Annotated in this window: 17 protein-coding genes and 1 tRNA gene; 6 read left to right on the plus strand and 12 right to left on the minus strand. The window is 41.1% G+C overall.

Annotated features, from left to right (window positions below):
* Nucleotides 1-196 precede the first annotated feature (196 nt).
* The 9 genes from FTU71_RS12655 to FTU71_RS12695 all read right to left on the minus strand — a co-directional run bounded on the left by FTU71_RS12655 (nucleotide 197) and on the right by FTU71_RS12695 (nucleotide 6,581).
* The gene (locus FTU71_RS12655) at nucleotides 197-2,293 is read right to left on the minus strand and encodes a YfjI family protein (protein ID WP_257222485.1); all 2,097 of its coding nucleotides are present in this window, start codon (nucleotides 2,291-2,293) and stop codon (nucleotides 197-199) included.
* On the minus strand, nucleotides 2,290-2,595 hold the full coding sequence (locus tag FTU71_RS12660) for a hypothetical protein (protein WP_180112047.1): 306 nt from the start codon (nucleotides 2,593-2,595) through the stop codon (nucleotides 2,290-2,292). Before FTU71_RS12660 ends, FTU71_RS12655 begins: the two co-directional genes overlap by 4 nt.
* Complete coding sequence (locus tag FTU71_RS12665) at nucleotides 2,588-2,974, minus strand: hypothetical protein (RefSeq protein WP_257222486.1); 387 nt, start codon at nucleotides 2,972-2,974, stop codon at nucleotides 2,588-2,590. The genes FTU71_RS12660 and FTU71_RS12665 overlap by 8 nt, the downstream gene beginning before the upstream one ends.
* Before the next feature lie 9 nt (nucleotides 2,975-2,983).
* Nucleotides 2,984-3,352 (minus strand): hypothetical protein, encoded by a 369-nt coding sequence (locus FTU71_RS12670; protein WP_180044277.1) that lies wholly within the window; start codon nucleotides 3,350-3,352, stop codon nucleotides 2,984-2,986.
* Nucleotides 3,349-3,564: a helix-turn-helix domain-containing protein gene (locus tag FTU71_RS12675; protein ID WP_180112048.1), complete on the minus strand. Its 216-nt coding sequence runs from the start codon at nucleotides 3,562-3,564 to the stop codon at nucleotides 3,349-3,351. Before FTU71_RS12675 ends, FTU71_RS12670 begins: the two co-directional genes overlap by 4 nt.
* A gap of 3 nt (nucleotides 3,565-3,567) precedes the next feature.
* Entirely contained in the window at nucleotides 3,568-3,852 is a 285-nt protein-coding gene (locus FTU71_RS12680; protein ID WP_180112049.1) for an AlpA family transcriptional regulator, read from the minus strand.
* A 120-nt stretch (nucleotides 3,853-3,972) separates the two neighbouring features.
* Nucleotides 3,973-4,899: a hypothetical protein gene (locus FTU71_RS12685; RefSeq protein ID WP_180112050.1), complete on the minus strand. Its 927-nt coding sequence runs from the start codon at nucleotides 4,897-4,899 to the stop codon at nucleotides 3,973-3,975.
* Nucleotides 4,900-4,998: 99 nt separating this feature from the next.
* Nucleotides 4,999-6,282 (minus strand): integrase arm-type DNA-binding domain-containing protein, encoded by a 1,284-nt coding sequence (locus FTU71_RS12690; protein ID WP_180112051.1) that lies wholly within the window; start codon nucleotides 6,280-6,282, stop codon nucleotides 4,999-5,001.
* A gap of 208 nt (nucleotides 6,283-6,490) precedes the next feature.
* A tRNA-Ser gene (locus FTU71_RS12695) sits at nucleotides 6,491-6,581 on the minus strand.
* Between the two features lie 119 nt (nucleotides 6,582-6,700).
* On the opposite strand from FTU71_RS12695, the gene FTU71_RS12700 reads away from it, so the two are divergent.
* Nucleotides 6,701-8,581: a potassium transporter Kup gene (locus FTU71_RS12700; protein ID WP_096902635.1), complete on the plus strand. Its 1,881-nt coding sequence runs from the start codon at nucleotides 6,701-6,703 to the stop codon at nucleotides 8,579-8,581.
* 83 nt (nucleotides 8,582-8,664) lie between these two features.
* Here the strand turns inward: FTU71_RS12700 and FTU71_RS12705 are convergent, their stop codons facing one another.
* Entirely contained in the window at nucleotides 8,665-9,270 is a 606-nt protein-coding gene (locus FTU71_RS12705; protein WP_004974369.1) for a hypothetical protein, read from the minus strand.
* 344 nt (nucleotides 9,271-9,614) lie between these two features.
* On the opposite strand from FTU71_RS12705, the gene FTU71_RS12710 reads away from it, so the two are divergent.
* Entirely contained in the window at nucleotides 9,615-10,691 is a 1,077-nt protein-coding gene (locus FTU71_RS12710; RefSeq protein ID WP_004974371.1) for a DNA/RNA non-specific endonuclease, read from the plus strand.
* Nucleotides 10,692-10,740: 49 nt separating this feature from the next.
* Nucleotides 10,741-10,986 carry a hypothetical protein gene (locus FTU71_RS12715; RefSeq protein ID WP_004974374.1) on the plus strand — a complete coding sequence of 82 codons (246 nt, stop codon included), beginning with the start codon at nucleotides 10,741-10,743 and terminating at the stop codon, nucleotides 10,984-10,986.
* 152 nt (nucleotides 10,987-11,138) lie between these two features.
* Here the strand turns inward: FTU71_RS12715 and aqpZ are convergent, their stop codons facing one another.
* Nucleotides 11,139-11,789, minus strand: coding sequence for an aquaporin Z (gene aqpZ / locus FTU71_RS12720; RefSeq protein ID WP_180064729.1), 651 nt, complete (start codon nucleotides 11,787-11,789; stop codon nucleotides 11,139-11,141).
* Nucleotides 11,790-11,942: 153 nt separating this feature from the next.
* Nucleotides 11,943-12,944, minus strand: coding sequence for an AraC family transcriptional regulator (locus FTU71_RS12725; protein ID WP_180051433.1), 1,002 nt, complete (start codon nucleotides 12,942-12,944; stop codon nucleotides 11,943-11,945).
* 198 nt (nucleotides 12,945-13,142) lie between these two features.
* Between FTU71_RS12725 and FTU71_RS12730 the strand changes: the two genes are divergently transcribed.
* The 3 genes from FTU71_RS12730 to FTU71_RS12740 form a co-directional block, all read left to right on the plus strand.
* Nucleotides 13,143-13,784, plus strand: coding sequence for a hypothetical protein (locus FTU71_RS12730; RefSeq protein WP_096902615.1), 642 nt, complete (start codon nucleotides 13,143-13,145; stop codon nucleotides 13,782-13,784).
* Complete coding sequence (locus tag FTU71_RS12735) at nucleotides 13,784-14,383, plus strand: IS607 family transposase (protein WP_016659757.1); 600 nt, start codon at nucleotides 13,784-13,786, stop codon at nucleotides 14,381-14,383. The genes FTU71_RS12730 and FTU71_RS12735 overlap by 1 nt, the downstream gene beginning before the upstream one ends.
* A 3-nt stretch (nucleotides 14,384-14,386) precedes the next feature.
* Nucleotides 14,387-15,311, plus strand: a 925-nt coding sequence (locus tag FTU71_RS12740) for a transposase (protein ID WP_180112052.1), incomplete at its 3' end; no start/stop codon positions are given.

The following is a 15,311-nucleotide window of genomic DNA, read 5'->3' on the forward strand; positions in this document are numbered from 1 at the left end:
TAAATGACTAAATTGCTCTGTATGCCTTTATATATAAGGCTTTGCGTTCAGTAGTCACTAAATATCACAATGACTAAGTGACTAAATGAATACATGGTTTAGTCATCCACTTAGTCATTTAGTCAAAGCCATTTTTGCTGACTGCTAAGTGAAAAGCCTTGCTGTATAAGGGTTTCGGCTTAACTTAGTCACTTAGTCACGATTCCAGTAATAAAGGGTTAATTACAACGTATCGAGTACGCCCTAGTGATTCAATCTTGATATGGTGTGAATCCTCTAGTTGCTGAATAACCATTTCCAAAAGGTTTTTGTTTTTCTGCATAGGTCTAGGGCATGAGGTTTGTATATATGAGTAAGTAAGTCTGTCTGTTTTTTGCTGCACACATTTACCCACAAGCCACTTAATCAGCTTTTCAGCGTCACTTTCCGCTTTGACCTCAATTTCTGCATACATTGCCCATTCATTTAATGAATGTTTGACGACCTCACAAGCTCCTTGTAGGGTTTTACCATCAATCTGTTGCAATCCCTCAAAATAAGCAAATACCGTTGCTAAACGGCGTGCCAATTGGCTTGCACGGCTCGCAAACGCTTGTAGGTACTCAAAACGCTTTCCTACACGTTGTAGCGACTCAATGACGTTATAAAACTCTGTATCAATCGCTATGGCTTCCTCATTCATAGGAATGACATAACGCCCATTATGCAACTCATGCTCTGTCTGCACCTGTGGGCAGCTATCGAGCAATGATTCGCACCGTGTCCAATAAGCAATAAGCCTGTGGTCTTTGTTGGCGTTTTTGTTGCGATATGCTGCATTTTGTAGGCGTGTGCCTGCCAAGTTTTCGGGAATAGTTAAGATGAATCTAGGCAAAAAGCCTTGTCCTCTTAGCACTGGGTCTTTTAAGGCATTGTCTAAAACTTCACGCTGCCCTTGTAGATTAAACGTCACTCGAACGTCATGCGCCCGACCACTGCCATTGAGGTTTGACTTTGAGCGTGTACGTTCCACATATCCATCATCAAACAATTTCGTATAACCGCCTAATGCCTGGTTACGTGTATCGGCTTTCATGGTATGCCCACCGAAAAATTGCCCTGCTTCATCACTTGAGATTGAAGCATTTTGCAAGATTCCATCAATAAACAATCCTGCAATAGATTCAAGGGTGATGTCACTGTATAGGGTGCTTGGGTCATTCGGTGGTGGATTCTCTGCACAGTACGCCTCACGGTCTTTTTTTGGCAATCCTGCTTGACCACTTTTCCATTGCTCTAACTCAGTTCGATATATTTCGTACTGCTTGCGCTCATAGTCCAAAATCGCCCGATCTGCTAGATTTTTGCTTGTACTCTTACGGCTGCCACTTTGCCCCTCTGTGAGTAAAAATAGGCTGCATGGCTCGCCGTGTGCTTTGAATCTATCGGGTGCATTTACTTTAGCTTGGGCAATATGTGACATTGCACCAATAACACATTGGGCAGTCATGGCTATTGGTGATTGCACATGCTCGGAAATAGCCAAAACCGCTTCTTTTGCCAATAAGGGCAGTGCATCAATAGGGTAAGGGTTGCTTGCTACTGATTCCTCTTGTTGTAGTGGCAGCAACTCGCCCCAGTGTTGAGAATCTGCGTCTTGATTGAATGCACCTGATTCAATAATTTGCTTCCGTTTCTCAAGAAAAAACGTTTCTATTTGTTGAGAGGTAAACGCTCTAAAAGAGTCATCAACTTGAACAAATAAATCAGCGTTGTTTACTGGGGCAGACTTGCCTGCAATCAATCTAAAAACATTTTCAGGCATACCAATGTTTAAAATCTTGTACGCTTCATCTAAACTTTGATGCAGCAAAACCGCTTTGCCTGCCTTAGCAAGTTGAATAAATAAATCCATATCATTTGTACCGACTACATACGATAAATGAGGTTTATTTAAACCGCTTGCAAACAATCCTTTTTTACCAATAATGAATGACACTTGTTGGCTGTCTATTTCTTTAAATGGTGTTGTGGTGGTGTCGTATTTTCTTGCTGTACCTCTGATTGCATAGCCTATAACCTCGCTCAATTGGGTTGGATTTATGAGCGTGTAGGCTTCGCAATTTTCACAGTTATAACCAGGCAATTTAGAACAAATATAGCTCTCAGGCTTAACTTTGAGATTGCGCTCATCAATACAATTTGTCGCAAAATCTTCTAGCTGAAAAAACTCTACCCGATGCCCTGTTACTGGGTCGATATTGACCACTATAGGCGTTGGCTTATTTAAAATATCGGGGTATTTTGCATTCATACTTCACCCCCTTTAGCCGCTTCATACTTGGCGGTGTAACTCTCTGCTAGTTCTGCATGTTGGTTATGTCTGTTCTCAGCAAGATATTCATACATGTCTATATGCTGCATCAATTCGCCAAAATGATACTGTGTGACCTCTTTGCCACTTTTAGCTAACTCATTTAGTTTTCTGACTTCTCGGCGAATATGCGATATAGCTGTACTCATCCAGTGCATATCATTTTCAGCAAGTGAGTAGGCATCTGAAACATCAGCAAGATAATGAACAAGTGAAACGGTTTTTTTATTTTGATTAGGCATGATGATTGCCTCCTAAGACAGTTTGAGTTTTGAGAAGTTTCACCAATATAAAACTGGTGATGGGATTCACTCTCGAGGTCTTAGACTCGCCCCACATATTCGCCATTGCTGACTTATTTTGTGATGTCATCCCATCATAGATGGATTGCAGCCTTGTTGGCGTAGCTGAAACGCTTGCGCTTGTTTTCTGCACAGCTTGAGAGGCTTTGCAAAACTTAGGCACAAAAAAATCACTTTTACGATGTGAGGAATCGCTAAGACTATTTGAGAGGTCTACAGCATAAGCGGAACGGCTTAGACTTGCAATAACAAAGCAAAACAAAACAAAGCACATGCCTAAAAGTAGTCCTTTAAACATTTCAAAAAATAGCTCTTTCATGCTGCCACCTCACTGCACACGGTTAAAATTTGTGTTGGGATTAATCAAAACCCCATCATTCGATAAGCCGACCTTTTGGCGGTTATCCATCATCTGCAATAAATGCTGCTCTGCTTCTTCAAAGCTAATGCCAAAATGCTTGGCAATGTCCTCTAGGCGGTACATGGGTTCGCCGTCATCCGTGTAACCGCTTGGCGGTGGCAATAGGTTTAATTCCTTAGCCTTTTGGTGCATTTCCTCTTTGATATGCTCAGGCGTGTAGTGCATTGTTAAAATGAGTGCCTGCTCGGTGATGGGGTGGTCATCTCCGTATTGCTTCACCATTGCTTTGTAGTGGTCAAAGGCTTTAAAAAATTCAGGGTCAATATGCTTATTCATGCTGCCACCTCTTTAAGTTCATAACGTGCATGGCTGCCCACACCCGATTTATTGCGCTCTCGGTGGGTCACAATGTCATAGCCTGCATTGCGTAAACGCTGAATGATTGCGCTCAATCGGTAGCAATTGAAAAGGTCGATTGCCTCTGCCTGTGAAATGGTTTTACCTTGCTTAAGGTAGGCTAGAATTTTCTTTAATTGAGTAGAGTTCATGCTTCAAACCTCCATGCCTTTTGACTGCATCCACTCTTGAACATCCTCGATGCGCCATGCAGTAATGCGCTCTGATAGCTTCACTGGTTGCGGAAATTCCCCAGCACGTACTTTGTCCCAAATGGTTGTTTCACCCATCGGTAGAAGTCCCTGACGTTCAGGACGTGCTTTGATGATTCGGGTTGTGCCATCTTTGGCGGTATAGATGCGCTCTTTACGTGCTGCTGTAGTCGCAAGTTGCGCCATGCGGATAAAGGAGCGATTTAAAAGCTGGTCATGCTTAGACATAAAAAACCTCTAACGTGTACCGTATTGCAACGGCGTTAGAGGTAGTATGTTGTTGTTTTTATTTGATTAAAATTTTTCTACTAGTTGCAATTAATATGTACTAGCTCATTTGTAAAAGTGCTAGCGGTTTTTATTTTTATCATAATTTGAAATGTGTGTTCTGATAGCATCAAATTCTATCCCATCAACCATATCGTTGTAGGTAATGTGTTTTGCAAATTTCGTATATTTTCCATGACCTTTAGATGACCAATCGCCAGCATCCCATAGGCTTTCCAGTTGTTGCAACTTAGGTTCTCGTTCTTTTGCTTCCTTTTCTGCCTTAATTTTTGCAATCCTAGATTTTTCTTTGCTTATGGCTACTTTGTGACCATTGCGTATAAGTGCATTTTGAAAGTACGTGAACAGCTCATTAATGATTGAGAACCAATATTCTGTATGTACTGTTCTATTGTAGTAAATACTAATGTCAATCAAGTCTTTATGTGATTCAGGCAAAGACTCCCATTTGTCTAATGCTTTCTGTGGAGAGTCAAACCAATATCCATCTTCTTCATAATCTGTCGGCTGTAAATAATTAAAGCATAAGATACATAAGGCGTAAAAATCTGCTTCGCTTAAGTTTATGTTTTTCTCATCGGGCAGTACTAATAAATAACTTCCATCAACTTCTTTTAATGAATAAAGTTCATAGCAAAAATCGGAGTATTTTAGGTATTTATATTTAAAATTCTCTAAATCCACATGATTGGATTTTAAATATTCAAGAAATTCGCTATTTCGCCACCCACATAAATCATCATGCAGATATTGAACATTATCATAGCTAAGTAACTCTTTTTTCGATAAGAAATAATCTATCAATGAGGTGTTAATTAATAAAAAGGAGTGCTCCATATATGTTCCGCTAAATTGAGCACGAAGCACCTCCAAGTAAGAGGATATTCTTAGAGTCATTTGATGGTGAGCATCAATATATTTATTTTTCTTTACCGCCTCCATGTGCTCATCTATTGAGTACGAAATAGCACCTCTTTTTAGTTCCATTCATGCCTCCCACAGCATTCCCAAAAGCTGCTAGGTAAACAAGTTGGGTACTTGCTTGTCGGATGCCTCCTATACCTAGCAATTAGATAATACAAAAAATTATGCGGTTTTGGTGCTTTGTTTAAAGAGAATTAAATTTTCACTTTCATTGTTTGGCTTGAATTGAGATACATCCCCACCTTGACGCAAGGTGTCTAAATAATCCGCCCATAACTGCATCATTTCACGTCTACGGCGTAAAAACTTGGTTCGGTTGTAAGCTGTACCATTCGGGTCTCTAACTCGGTGTGCAAGCTGGTGTTCTACAATGTCGGTTCTATATTCGATTTCTTCATCAAGTAGCGTCCTCGCCGTTGCTCTGAATCCATGCGCTGTATGCCTACCATTGAAGCCAATCCGCTTGAGCAACTGAATGAGAGTTCCATCACTCATACATTCTTTTGAAGTTTTAACACTTGGAAATACATATTCTGACGTTGTCCGCATTTCCTCAAGCTCCTTGAGAATGTCAAAAGCCTGTCTTGATAGCGGTACAATGTGGTCTTGATTAGTTTTGCTTGCAGCAAATGACAAGCATCTGTTTTCAAAGTCCACAGATTCCCATTTCAAGCCTCTAATCTCATTCGGACGCTGGTAGATATAAGCTGACAATTTAATTGCTAGCTCGGTTCTGATTCTTGTACGTGGATAGTCCTTAGATATACGCCATAACTTTTGCAGCAATTCCGACAATTCGTTTTCGCTGGTAATAGCGTTGTGATTGCCCTTAATTGGTTGGGGTAGGGTAATGTAGGGTGCTGGGTTATAAGTGATGATTCGGCGTTTTAACGGAAGTTTTAGCACCATATTGATAATTGATTTCACACGTCTAGCCGATTCCAATGCACCACGTTCAACAAGAGCATTGGTAACATCACGCTCCAATTGTTCTGTTGTAAGTACGGCAACTGGTAATTTTCCAATAAAAGGCAAAATGTCTTTATTCAGCTTGCGTATGGTTTCACTGTCTACTTTGTTCTCCAGCTTGCGAAGTTCTAACCATTCGGCAGCAAATTTGCTAAAGGTGTTTTCTAGTGACTCAACCTGTTCACGTTTTTTATTATTGCGTTGCTCTGCTGGGTCTATACCATTCGCCAGCACCATTTTAGCTTCTTCACGCTTAATACGTGCCTGCTGCAAAGATAGTTGCTCATAAGTACCTAAAGCGAGCGTATTTTGTTTCTTGGTTACTGGGTGGCGGTAATTAAGCCGCCAATATTTTGCGCCGTTCTTTTTTACAAGCAGATATAAACCCCCACCATCAGAATATTTTTTATCTTGATTTGGGTCTGCTGCTAAATTTTTTACGGTTTTAGCATCTAGCTTGTTAGATTCTTTAGCCATGAGGCAATCCTCACTTGTTGGTACTTTTTACCGAAAAAATGAAAAATCTCGATGCGATGTTCATTTTTCTATAGATACCAACAAATGTACCAACAAAGTTGTTGGTATGCTACCGTTATTCGCCGTAGTGCATCGGGCATAAAAAAAGGCTTAATCCCTTTAGAATCAAGCCTTTTGCACTACGGTAAGCTACCGTAAATAACTAATTTGGCGGTGAAAGAGGGATTCGAACCCTCGATACGCTATTAACGTATACACACTTTCCAGGCGTGCTCCTTCAGCCACTCGGACACTTCACCATAGGCGGTGGATAATAACCAAAAAATAGTACAAAGCCAAGTTGAAAAATTTGATTTAGAGAAAAACTTTCAGCGTAGTGCTATGATTCTCAAAAATACCGTCTAAATCGAAGACACCTATGCAAAGTACTGCAAAAAAAGCAGCCTTACCCGTCATTACCTTGGCTGCACTCGGAGTTGTATTTGGGGATATCGGAACCAGTCCTCTGTATGCCTTCAGACAAACTTTTTTAACGGCGCATCTTGCAATTACCCAAGCCAGTGTATTGGGAATTTTATCCCTAATTTTCTGGTGCATGATGCTCACCATCAGCTTCAAATACGTCACCATTATTATGCGTGCCGATAACAATGGCGAAGGCGGGATCATGTCATTATTGGCATTGAACCTGCGCACCACCCGTATTGCCGAAGACAAAAAAATCTTCCTGATCGCACTTGGCTTTATTGGTGCATCCCTGTTCTTTGGCGATGGCATTATCACCCCCGCCATTTCAGTATTGTCTGCCATTGAAGGACTAAGTATTGCCACGCCTATCTTTAATCAATGGCTCGTACCGCTCTCCATTGGTATTTTGGCAGGACTGTTCATTGTGCAGCGTCATGGTACAGGCACTATGGGCAAATTTTTTGGCCCACTGACTTTGCTGTGGTTTTTAGCCATTGGCGGTGCAGGGCTGCTCAGTATCATCCAAACCCCATTTGTATTGGCCATGGTCAGTCCACACTGGGCGTTTAACTTTGTAGTAGAGCAACCCTTTGTTGCATTTCTCACCATGGGTGCGGTGATTTTAACCATGACGGGTGGCGAAGCACTCTATGCCGATATGGGGCATTTTGGGCGGATGCCTATTCGCCTCGCGTGGTTTTTGATTGTCTTACCTTGCTTGTTATTGAATTATGCAGGACAAGGTGCGCTTTTATTGCGTAACCCAGAAGCCATTGAAAACCCATTTTATATGCTAGTACCAGAATGGGGTCTATACCCGATGATTGGGCTCGCTACAGCTGCGGCTGTTATTGCGTCTCAAGCTGTGATCACAGGTGTTTTTTCAATGGTCAATCAGGCCATTCAATTGCGTTATTTACCTCGCCTGACGGTACGCCACACCTCCGATGTAGAGCGTGGGCAAATTTATTTGCCATTTATTAACTGGGCCTTATTTATTTCGGTGCTGATTTTAATTTTGCTATTTGAAAACAGTGCCAATTTAGCCAGTGCCTATGGTGTGGCCGTGACCATGACCATGCTTTGCGGCACGATTTTAATTTCAATTTTGGCCTATGGTTTTTGGCGCTGGCCTATGTGGAAAGTTGCCCTGTTTGCGGTGCCATTTTTAACGTTGGACTTAATTTTTGTGGCGTCAACTTCGCTCAAAATTGTCGCAGGGGGATGGGTCCCAATCTTAATTGGTGCAGTCATGTTTACCATCTTGATGACTTGGAAAGATGGTCGTGCCTTAGTCATTAAGCGTTTGGAAAAAGATGCCTTGCCGATTGATCTGTTTATTCAAAGTGTCAGCATGGGTAATGAAACCAAATTTGTACCAGGAGATGCGATTTTCCTGACAGGTACGCCAAACATTGTACCGCATGCCATGTTGCACAATATTAAGCACAATAAGGTGCTGCATGAACGTAATATCATGGTGACGGTGATTACTCGCGATATTCCATTTGTGGCACAGCAAGATCGGATTCAGGTCGAAAAGCTGGATGATCGTTTCTATCGGATTAGTATGTATTACGGTTTTAAAGATCAGCCGAATATTCCGCGTGCTTTAAAACAAGCTTACAACCAGCTCGAATTTGAGTTTGATATGATGCAAATGAGCTTCTTTATTTCGCGAGATCGTATTGTGCATACCGTGGGCGATGGCATGTCACCGTGGCGTGAAAAACTGTTTATTTCAATGCAGCGCAATACCAGTCCTGTGAGTGATTTCTATCAAATTCCAACCAACCGTGTGGTGGAATTGGGTAGTCAAATCGAAATTTAAAAACTGCTCAATAGATTTTAAAAAACCAGCATTATAAAGTGCTGGTTTTTTATTTTTAGCTCAAGATTGGTCTTAAACAGATCTTATTGTTCCGTATCACTTGGTTGTAGATGGCTTAAATCTATATCGTTTACATCTGCGCCCTGTGCCGCAGGTGCTGTGGTTTCAAGCCGTTCAGTCGTGGGCAGATTGACTGCTGCTTGTTCAGATGCAGCAGGGTTTTGTGGTGCAGCATTTAGCGCTTCTGCGGTGACATCCACATCATCGCCAGCATTTACAGGTAAATCGGCTGAAGATGACAATAATGGCGCAGAGGTGGCTTGTATGTGTTGTTCGCTCACTTGCTCTGCCTGCGCTGCGTGTTGCAGTTCGGATTCAGTCCCGACAGGCATCGTCATCGGTACATTGTCTTGAGCCAGATTGGCTTGTTCGGCTGAAATTTGGTTTGCAGGCTGTTGCGCTATATTTTCTGCTGGACTTGTTAAGTTTGTATCTGTACTCGGTACAATGCGTATCTGACCATTGGCGATTAATTCTTGTAGTGAGCCTGCTTGCCCATTAATCGTGGTGCTTATTTTGACTTTAGATAAACTTTCTAAAGTATCACCTGCTTGAATGGGTGGTTCGGCAAAGGCAGAAATGCTGATACTGCTACCAACCAAAGCACAAGCAAAAAGATGAAAACGCATGTATTTCTCCATCAAAAATCGCAAAAATAAAGTTAAAACCAATTTAAATCGTCAATGACATCCAGCTAGAGCAGCGCAATGCGCTTGGGTGTCGCTGAGCGATGTCTTTAAGGTGTATTTAGCTTGGCAGATTCGCTAAAACGGATGCAATCAAATCTATCAAACTTGATCTAGACTGATGTCAAAAGTGCTTAAAACTCAGGCTGTGTATGGCTTTTGTGGTGTTATGGCGCGGGTTTTGTTTAATTGTTAGACGAACAAGAGGTGCTTCATATACAAGCTGTGAGTGGATTGTTAAGCTCGGGCAAACTCTGCGGATTTAGAGCGAAGTCACAGTAACGGTTATGGCAAGAAAACGGCGCAATTCCAACAACATTTGGACTCAAATTTTCAATCAAAACAGCTTGAAAGTGCTACTCGGTGTAGTGGCAACAGGGAGTTTTGTGATTGCTTTTGGTCAAGAAAAAATTAGCCAGTGGACTTCACTGGTGCCGAGTTCAGGAAATAGTGCTTGCCTAACCCAGTTCTATCGAGAAACGCCGCCCTATTTACTGAAAAATAGCCTGCAAAAAGACAGCTATCCGCTGTGTTTTAATGACTTTAATGTGATGTATTCAGGGGTATCCAAAACCCCGTTATGGGTGGCAGAAGCCTTAACACCAGCGCGTTTGAGTCAGCGGATTCCACGTGAAGATAACTTTCACGAAGAACCGCGCGTCAAAGCCGAGCATCGTGCGACTTTGCTGGATTATCGTGGTTCGGGTTATGACCGTGGACACATGGCACCGAATGCCGACATGACCAACTTGGCAGCCCAGTTTGACAGTTTTTCTTTGGCAAATATGGTGCCGCAAGCCCCTAAAAATAATCAGCAGGTCTGGCGTGAACTTGAAGAAGCCACCCGAGCGGTGGTGACTAAGCAAAAGCAAGATGTGTATGTGATTACGGGGCCAAGTTTTAATGCCAAGCGTCTAAAAACCATTGGGCAGGGCGTTATTGTGCCGACTGCGGTGTATAAAGCTGTGTATATGCCCAAAACAGGCGCGATAGGGGCTTATTACGCGCCCAATAACGACTCGTTACAGGTGCAAGTGGTGAGTGTCTGCTATTTAGAAGAACAGTTGGGCATTAATTTATTCCCACAATTAAGTGAAGAACAAAAGCGCAATACCTATAAATTGCCTTTGACTGCAAATGCTGTAAAAGCCAATACACCGATTGCCTACTCACATTGGGATGCAGAAAGCCAGTGCGCAGAAGATGTATCTGCTGAGCAATTACAAGCCTTGCAAACCGAATTTAAACGCTCAGGCAGTAGTCCTGCATCGGGTGCTAGCATTGATGCAGATACCCAAGATGCAATTGTGAAGCAATTGATTGAAGCTTTATTGCAATATATTTTACAGTTGTTGAAATCTTAAACTGGGTTAAGATGATGGATATTGCATCCTTCATGCTAAGGTGAATTCAATGTTTAAACCGTTTCAAAATGGGACTGAATCACATGCGATTCATGACTTAACCTTAGAAAATGATTTAGATTGCATCAATGTGTATGGCAATTTGCAAATCAGCAAAGATCAGGCGGGTTTACAGGCAGCCAAAGCACTACAGGCTTTTTTGAATGAAGTTGTTGCAACTTTGGAGCAGACTCCGAATCTGCCTGAAAAGTTAGATCGTCCCGAAGCGGGTGAAATTGAAAATCCATTTTTATAATGGATGCCATCTCAAGATATTAAATCTACTTTAATCTGCTCATCTAAGCCATTAAAAAGCCCGCTCAAACGCTTGAACGGGCTTTGTTGTTTTGTGTGTTTTTAGATAAATCCCAGACATCTTGAAAAGCTGTGGATTTAAAGTTTTGAAGATCAGTCTTCAGCTTTTGCCATAGCGCGATACAGCACCGCACCAATCACCGCACCTACAATCGGTGCAACCCAGAAAGCCCAAAGCTGGCTGAGTGCTGCAGTTTCAGCAAAGAACGCCACACCTGTACTACGTGCAGGGTTCACGGAAGTATTGGTTACAGGAATACTGATCAGATGGATTAAGGTCAGTGCCAAACCAATTGCAATTGGAGCAAAACCTGCAGGTGCACGTTTGGCGGTTGCACCCATAATCACCATCAAAAAGCCAGCAGTGAGTACCACTTCAATCAATAATACTGAACTGAGGGCATATTTTCCTGGAGATAAATCACCATAACCGTTGGTCGCGAAACCGCCTGTGCCTGCAAAACCTGCCTGACCCTGTACAATCAGATACAACACCAGTGCGGCCAGAGTCGCACCAATAATTTGTGAAATAATATACGGTGCGAGTTCTTTGGCTTCAAAACGTCCACCTGCCCACAAACCAATACTGACTGCAGGGTTAAATTGACCACCTGAAATGTGCCCAAGTGCATAGGCCGCGGTTAATACGGTCAGACCGAACGCGAGGGATACCCCCACAAAACCAATGCCCAATTCAGGAAAAGCTGCAGCCAATACCGCACTACCACAACCACCAAATACCAGCTAGAATGTGCCAGCCAGTTCTGCGAAATACTTATTCAATTTGATTCTCCAGTGCTTATTTTTTGAGTTAATTGATCAAACTTCAATTAAATTTATCGCATTTTAGATCGATATTGTGATGAATTTAACATAAATTAAAGTAAAAAGAAGCAATCATGAAGCACGTTGCATCCGCCATTGTTGTGGTGTGTGCTGCGTCCATTGTTTAAACGCACGCTGAAAGGCACTTTGTTCTGAATAACCCAGCAATAGCGCAATTTCTTGCAGACTTAAATGTGGTTCTTGTAAATATTGTTCTGCCAATAAACAGCGTACTTCCTGCATGCGTTTTTGGTAGGTCGTGCCTTGCTGTTGCAAATGACGTTGCAACTGACGTACAGAAATATGTAATTGCTGAGCAATATGTTCAATTTGATACATATTTTTTTGCAGCCCCGTCAAAATGGCTTGCTGTAAACGCTGATCGGTTTGGGTGCTATTCGGTAGCTTTTCCAATAAGGCTTGTGCCTGTTGCAACAATAAATGCTGTAAGGTCTGATCGCCCTGATGAAAGGGTTTTGCCAGTTCGGAAACAGGCAGCAACACTTGGGTAATTGGCTGAGAAAAACGCACTTTGCAATGAAAATACTGCTCATACAGTGCAATATTTTTGGGTGCAGGATGATGAAAATGTACTTCGTGCAGGCAAATATCTTCAAACTGCATAAAGTGCTTCAAAAATTCCATCATTAAAGCAATGGCAATTTCATCGGTTAATTGTGTGGTCATGTGCACGGGCAATTCTGACCAACGAATGGATAAATAATCGTTTTGTGCTTCGACTTGCAACGGGCCACCATCGTAAATCAAGCGATGAAAATCGTGGTAACGCTGTAATGCTTCACCCAGATGATCACAGGACAAGGCTAAATACGCAATGATGCCTAAATGTTTGGGCTGCACGTATTTGGCAATTTCCAAACCCAAAGCAGGTTGTGGTAATTGTTGCTCCAAAGTGCTGAGCAAGTCACGCCAGAGGGCATAATCAAAACGTTCCAGATTTTGAATCTGATGTAATTTTTCTGGAATGGGCAGCTTTTTTGCTTGGTAATAGCACATCAATAAATGCCCTAAGCCACCATAGACCGAGCCCGTATATTCTTTGAATTGTTGCATGTGTTATCGGTTTATTTTTGTCGTCATTTGTCAATGATATTGATTTTTTTGGTCAAGATCTAGTCAATCTCACATGCCTATAGTGAACATCAGAGTCAAGATGTCCTGTGTTTAAGGAGTGATTTATAGAAAATAATTATATTGACACATATAGTCAAACATATACAATTTAGGTATTAAATTTTAAAAAAACTTGCAATGAAATACTTGACTGAAAGCTTAAAGAAAGTAGAGCAAGACCTTGCTTATTTTGTATCCCCTGAAAATAAAGATGGGTTTATTAAGGAATTTGCATCATGGGTCTATGGTGAGTGGTCAAAGAATGATTTCTATGAAACCGATATTGTAGATTTAGGCTATGATTGTTCTTCGTACCCTGAAAAAACAAATCAATCACTCTCCGATAAATGCCCCACCTATGCTGATTTTATTAATGCAAATACAGGCTTTTCTGAATGTACTCACGTTTCAGGACAAGGTATGCGCTGTCAAGAATATGAGGAAAAATTATTAGAGATTTTTGGTGATGCTTGCGCTAAAAAACTAGATGATTTAGTAGAGCCATATCAACTAGAAGTGCCTGAAAAATACAAAAAATTTGCAGAAAATATTAGTGAACTAATTTTCCTTGAAGTTGTTGATCATCATGAGGATTCAGAACTTTATGAGGTTTGTGACGATATTTTATTAAAATATAATCAGCTAGGAGTCGCATCATCCCCTTATACATGCCCTATCTGTGGATGGGATGAAGACAATGATCTAGCCATATATTGTGATGAATCCATATTTAAAGACTATACACTTGAGGATTTCAAGAAGTTAGCGGAGATTGATTAATGTATTCTCCTGCTAAATTCGGTGAAATGATTGGGAAGTCGGTTAAAACTCTACAAAGATGGGATGCCGAAGGTATTTTGGTTGCATGTCGAAATCCTAAAAATCGCAGATACTACACGCACGATCAATACCTTGAATATATCGGTATAAAAGCAACGGAAGCTAAATCATCAGTAATTGTTTATTCAAGGGTATCTAGTGTTGCTCAAAAGCCCGATTTAGCTAATCAGGTGTCAGCTTTAGAAACTTTTTGTACTGTAAATGGCTATGCTGTTGATGATTGGGTGTCAGAGGTTGGAAGTGGTTTGAATTATAAAAGAAAGAAATTCAATCAGCTTTTTCTTGATATTGAAATGGGTAAAGTTTCAATGCTTGTCATCGCTCACAAAGACCGTTTGGTGCGTTTTGGTTTTGAGTGGTTTGAATCTTTTGCTGAAAGACATGGTTGTAAAGTTATTATTATGAATCAAGAATCTCTTTCCCCAACGGAAGAAGTAACACAAGACTTGTTAGCGATTATTCATTGTTTTTCCTCTCGACTTTACGGATTAAGAAAATACAAAGAAAAAGTTAAAGAATTAGTGAACATCAAGGAATAACTTTTGAAACTAACACGCATCCACCATTGTAAAAACTTGAATGTGCAAAAGTACAAACAGCTTGAGAAACAAGCTGTTTTACTTGGTCGTATTCGTAGCGAGGTGTGGGCTAAATATGGTGCTATTTCAGGTTTGAATATCAGTGACAGAGCTATTCGTGATGCGTGGATGAAAGAAAGTCGTGACTTTGGTGTTTCTGCAAATGCGTGGAAAGAAACGCTACGTGATTGCATAGGTGATATTAAAGCCTATCGAGAAGCATCAAAAGACAAAGTAAAGCAGGCGATCCGAAAACGCACCTCCTGTAATAATGAACAAAAAAGACTATACACCTTGCTTAAAAAAGATGAATGGATGACTGATAATTTCCTCCATCGTCAAATGCGTAATCACTTTAGGCATGGTGTTAATCACACACATAATCAAATTATTGTTCGTGCGGATATGTGTAAAACCTTTGAGTTAAATGGTCAATGTTGGCTTAAAGTACCAAGCCTAATCCCTCGACAAACCATTAAAATCCCATTAAATACGACTGTTGATTTTGCACCGCAAGGCACATTAAGAATTATTCTAAAAAATGGCAATATTGAAGTTCATTCAACCTATGATGCAGTTGAAACACAAGATTGTGGTCAGGAAACAGTAGGTGTTGATAAAGGGTACTCAGAAGCTTTTGTGGACTCTGATGGCGATGTATATGGGAGTGGTCTAGGCAAGCTGATCTCAAGTGAATCAGATTATTTAAATCAAAAGTACAAGCACAGAAACAAGCTCAGAGCGATTGCTAAAGCTAAACCACACAAGAAACAGAAAATTGAGTTAAATAATCTAGGTCGAAAAAAACTAGATAAGCGACAAGATACTCAAAAAGCAAAGCTCAAAACATTAATATTTACAGCAACTCACAAGTTGGTTGATAAAGCCA

It is taken from the genome of Acinetobacter sp. YH12136 (assembly GCF_013418545.1).
Classification (GTDB): domain Bacteria; phylum Pseudomonadota; class Gammaproteobacteria; order Pseudomonadales; family Moraxellaceae; genus Acinetobacter; species Acinetobacter towneri.

Excerpts from the sequence above, each read along its gene's own strand:
- FTU71_RS12655 (WP_257222485.1), bottom strand. The coding sequence starts at position 2,293 with ATGAATGCAAAATACCCCGATATTTTAAATAAGCCAACGCCTATAGTG.
- FTU71_RS12660 (WP_180112047.1), bottom strand. The coding sequence starts at position 2,595 with ATGCCTAATCAAAATAAAAAAACCGTTTCACTTGTTCATTATCTTGCT.
- FTU71_RS12665 (WP_257222486.1), bottom strand. The coding sequence starts at position 2,974 with ATGAAAGAGCTATTTTTTGAAATGTTTAAAGGACTACTTTTAGGCATG.
- FTU71_RS12670 (WP_180044277.1), bottom strand. The coding sequence starts at position 3,352 with ATGAATAAGCATATTGACCCTGAATTTTTTAAAGCCTTTGACCACTAC.
- FTU71_RS12675 (WP_180112048.1), bottom strand. The coding sequence starts at position 3,564 with ATGAACTCTACTCAATTAAAGAAAATTCTAGCCTACCTTAAGCAAGGT.
- FTU71_RS12680 (WP_180112049.1), bottom strand. The coding sequence starts at position 3,852 with ATGTCTAAGCATGACCAGCTTTTAAATCGCTCCTTTATCCGCATGGCG.
- FTU71_RS12685 (WP_180112050.1), bottom strand. The coding sequence starts at position 4,899 with ATGGAACTAAAAAGAGGTGCTATTTCGTACTCAATAGATGAGCACATG.
- FTU71_RS12690 (WP_180112051.1), bottom strand. The coding sequence starts at position 6,282 with ATGGCTAAAGAATCTAACAAGCTAGATGCTAAAACCGTAAAAAATTTA.
- FTU71_RS12700 (WP_096902635.1), top strand. The coding sequence starts at position 6,701 with ATGCAAAGTACTGCAAAAAAAGCAGCCTTACCCGTCATTACCTTGGCT.
- FTU71_RS12705 (WP_004974369.1), bottom strand. The coding sequence starts at position 9,270 with ATGCGTTTTCATCTTTTTGCTTGTGCTTTGGTTGGTAGCAGTATCAGC.
- FTU71_RS12710 (WP_004974371.1), top strand. The coding sequence starts at position 9,615 with ATGGCAAGAAAACGGCGCAATTCCAACAACATTTGGACTCAAATTTTC.
- FTU71_RS12715 (WP_004974374.1), top strand. The coding sequence starts at position 10,741 with ATGTTTAAACCGTTTCAAAATGGGACTGAATCACATGCGATTCATGAC.
- FTU71_RS12725 (WP_180051433.1), bottom strand. The coding sequence starts at position 12,944 with ATGCAACAATTCAAAGAATATACGGGCTCGGTCTATGGTGGCTTAGGG.
- FTU71_RS12730 (WP_096902615.1), top strand. The coding sequence starts at position 13,143 with ATGAAATACTTGACTGAAAGCTTAAAGAAAGTAGAGCAAGACCTTGCT.
- FTU71_RS12735 (WP_016659757.1), top strand. The coding sequence starts at position 13,784 with ATGTATTCTCCTGCTAAATTCGGTGAAATGATTGGGAAGTCGGTTAAA.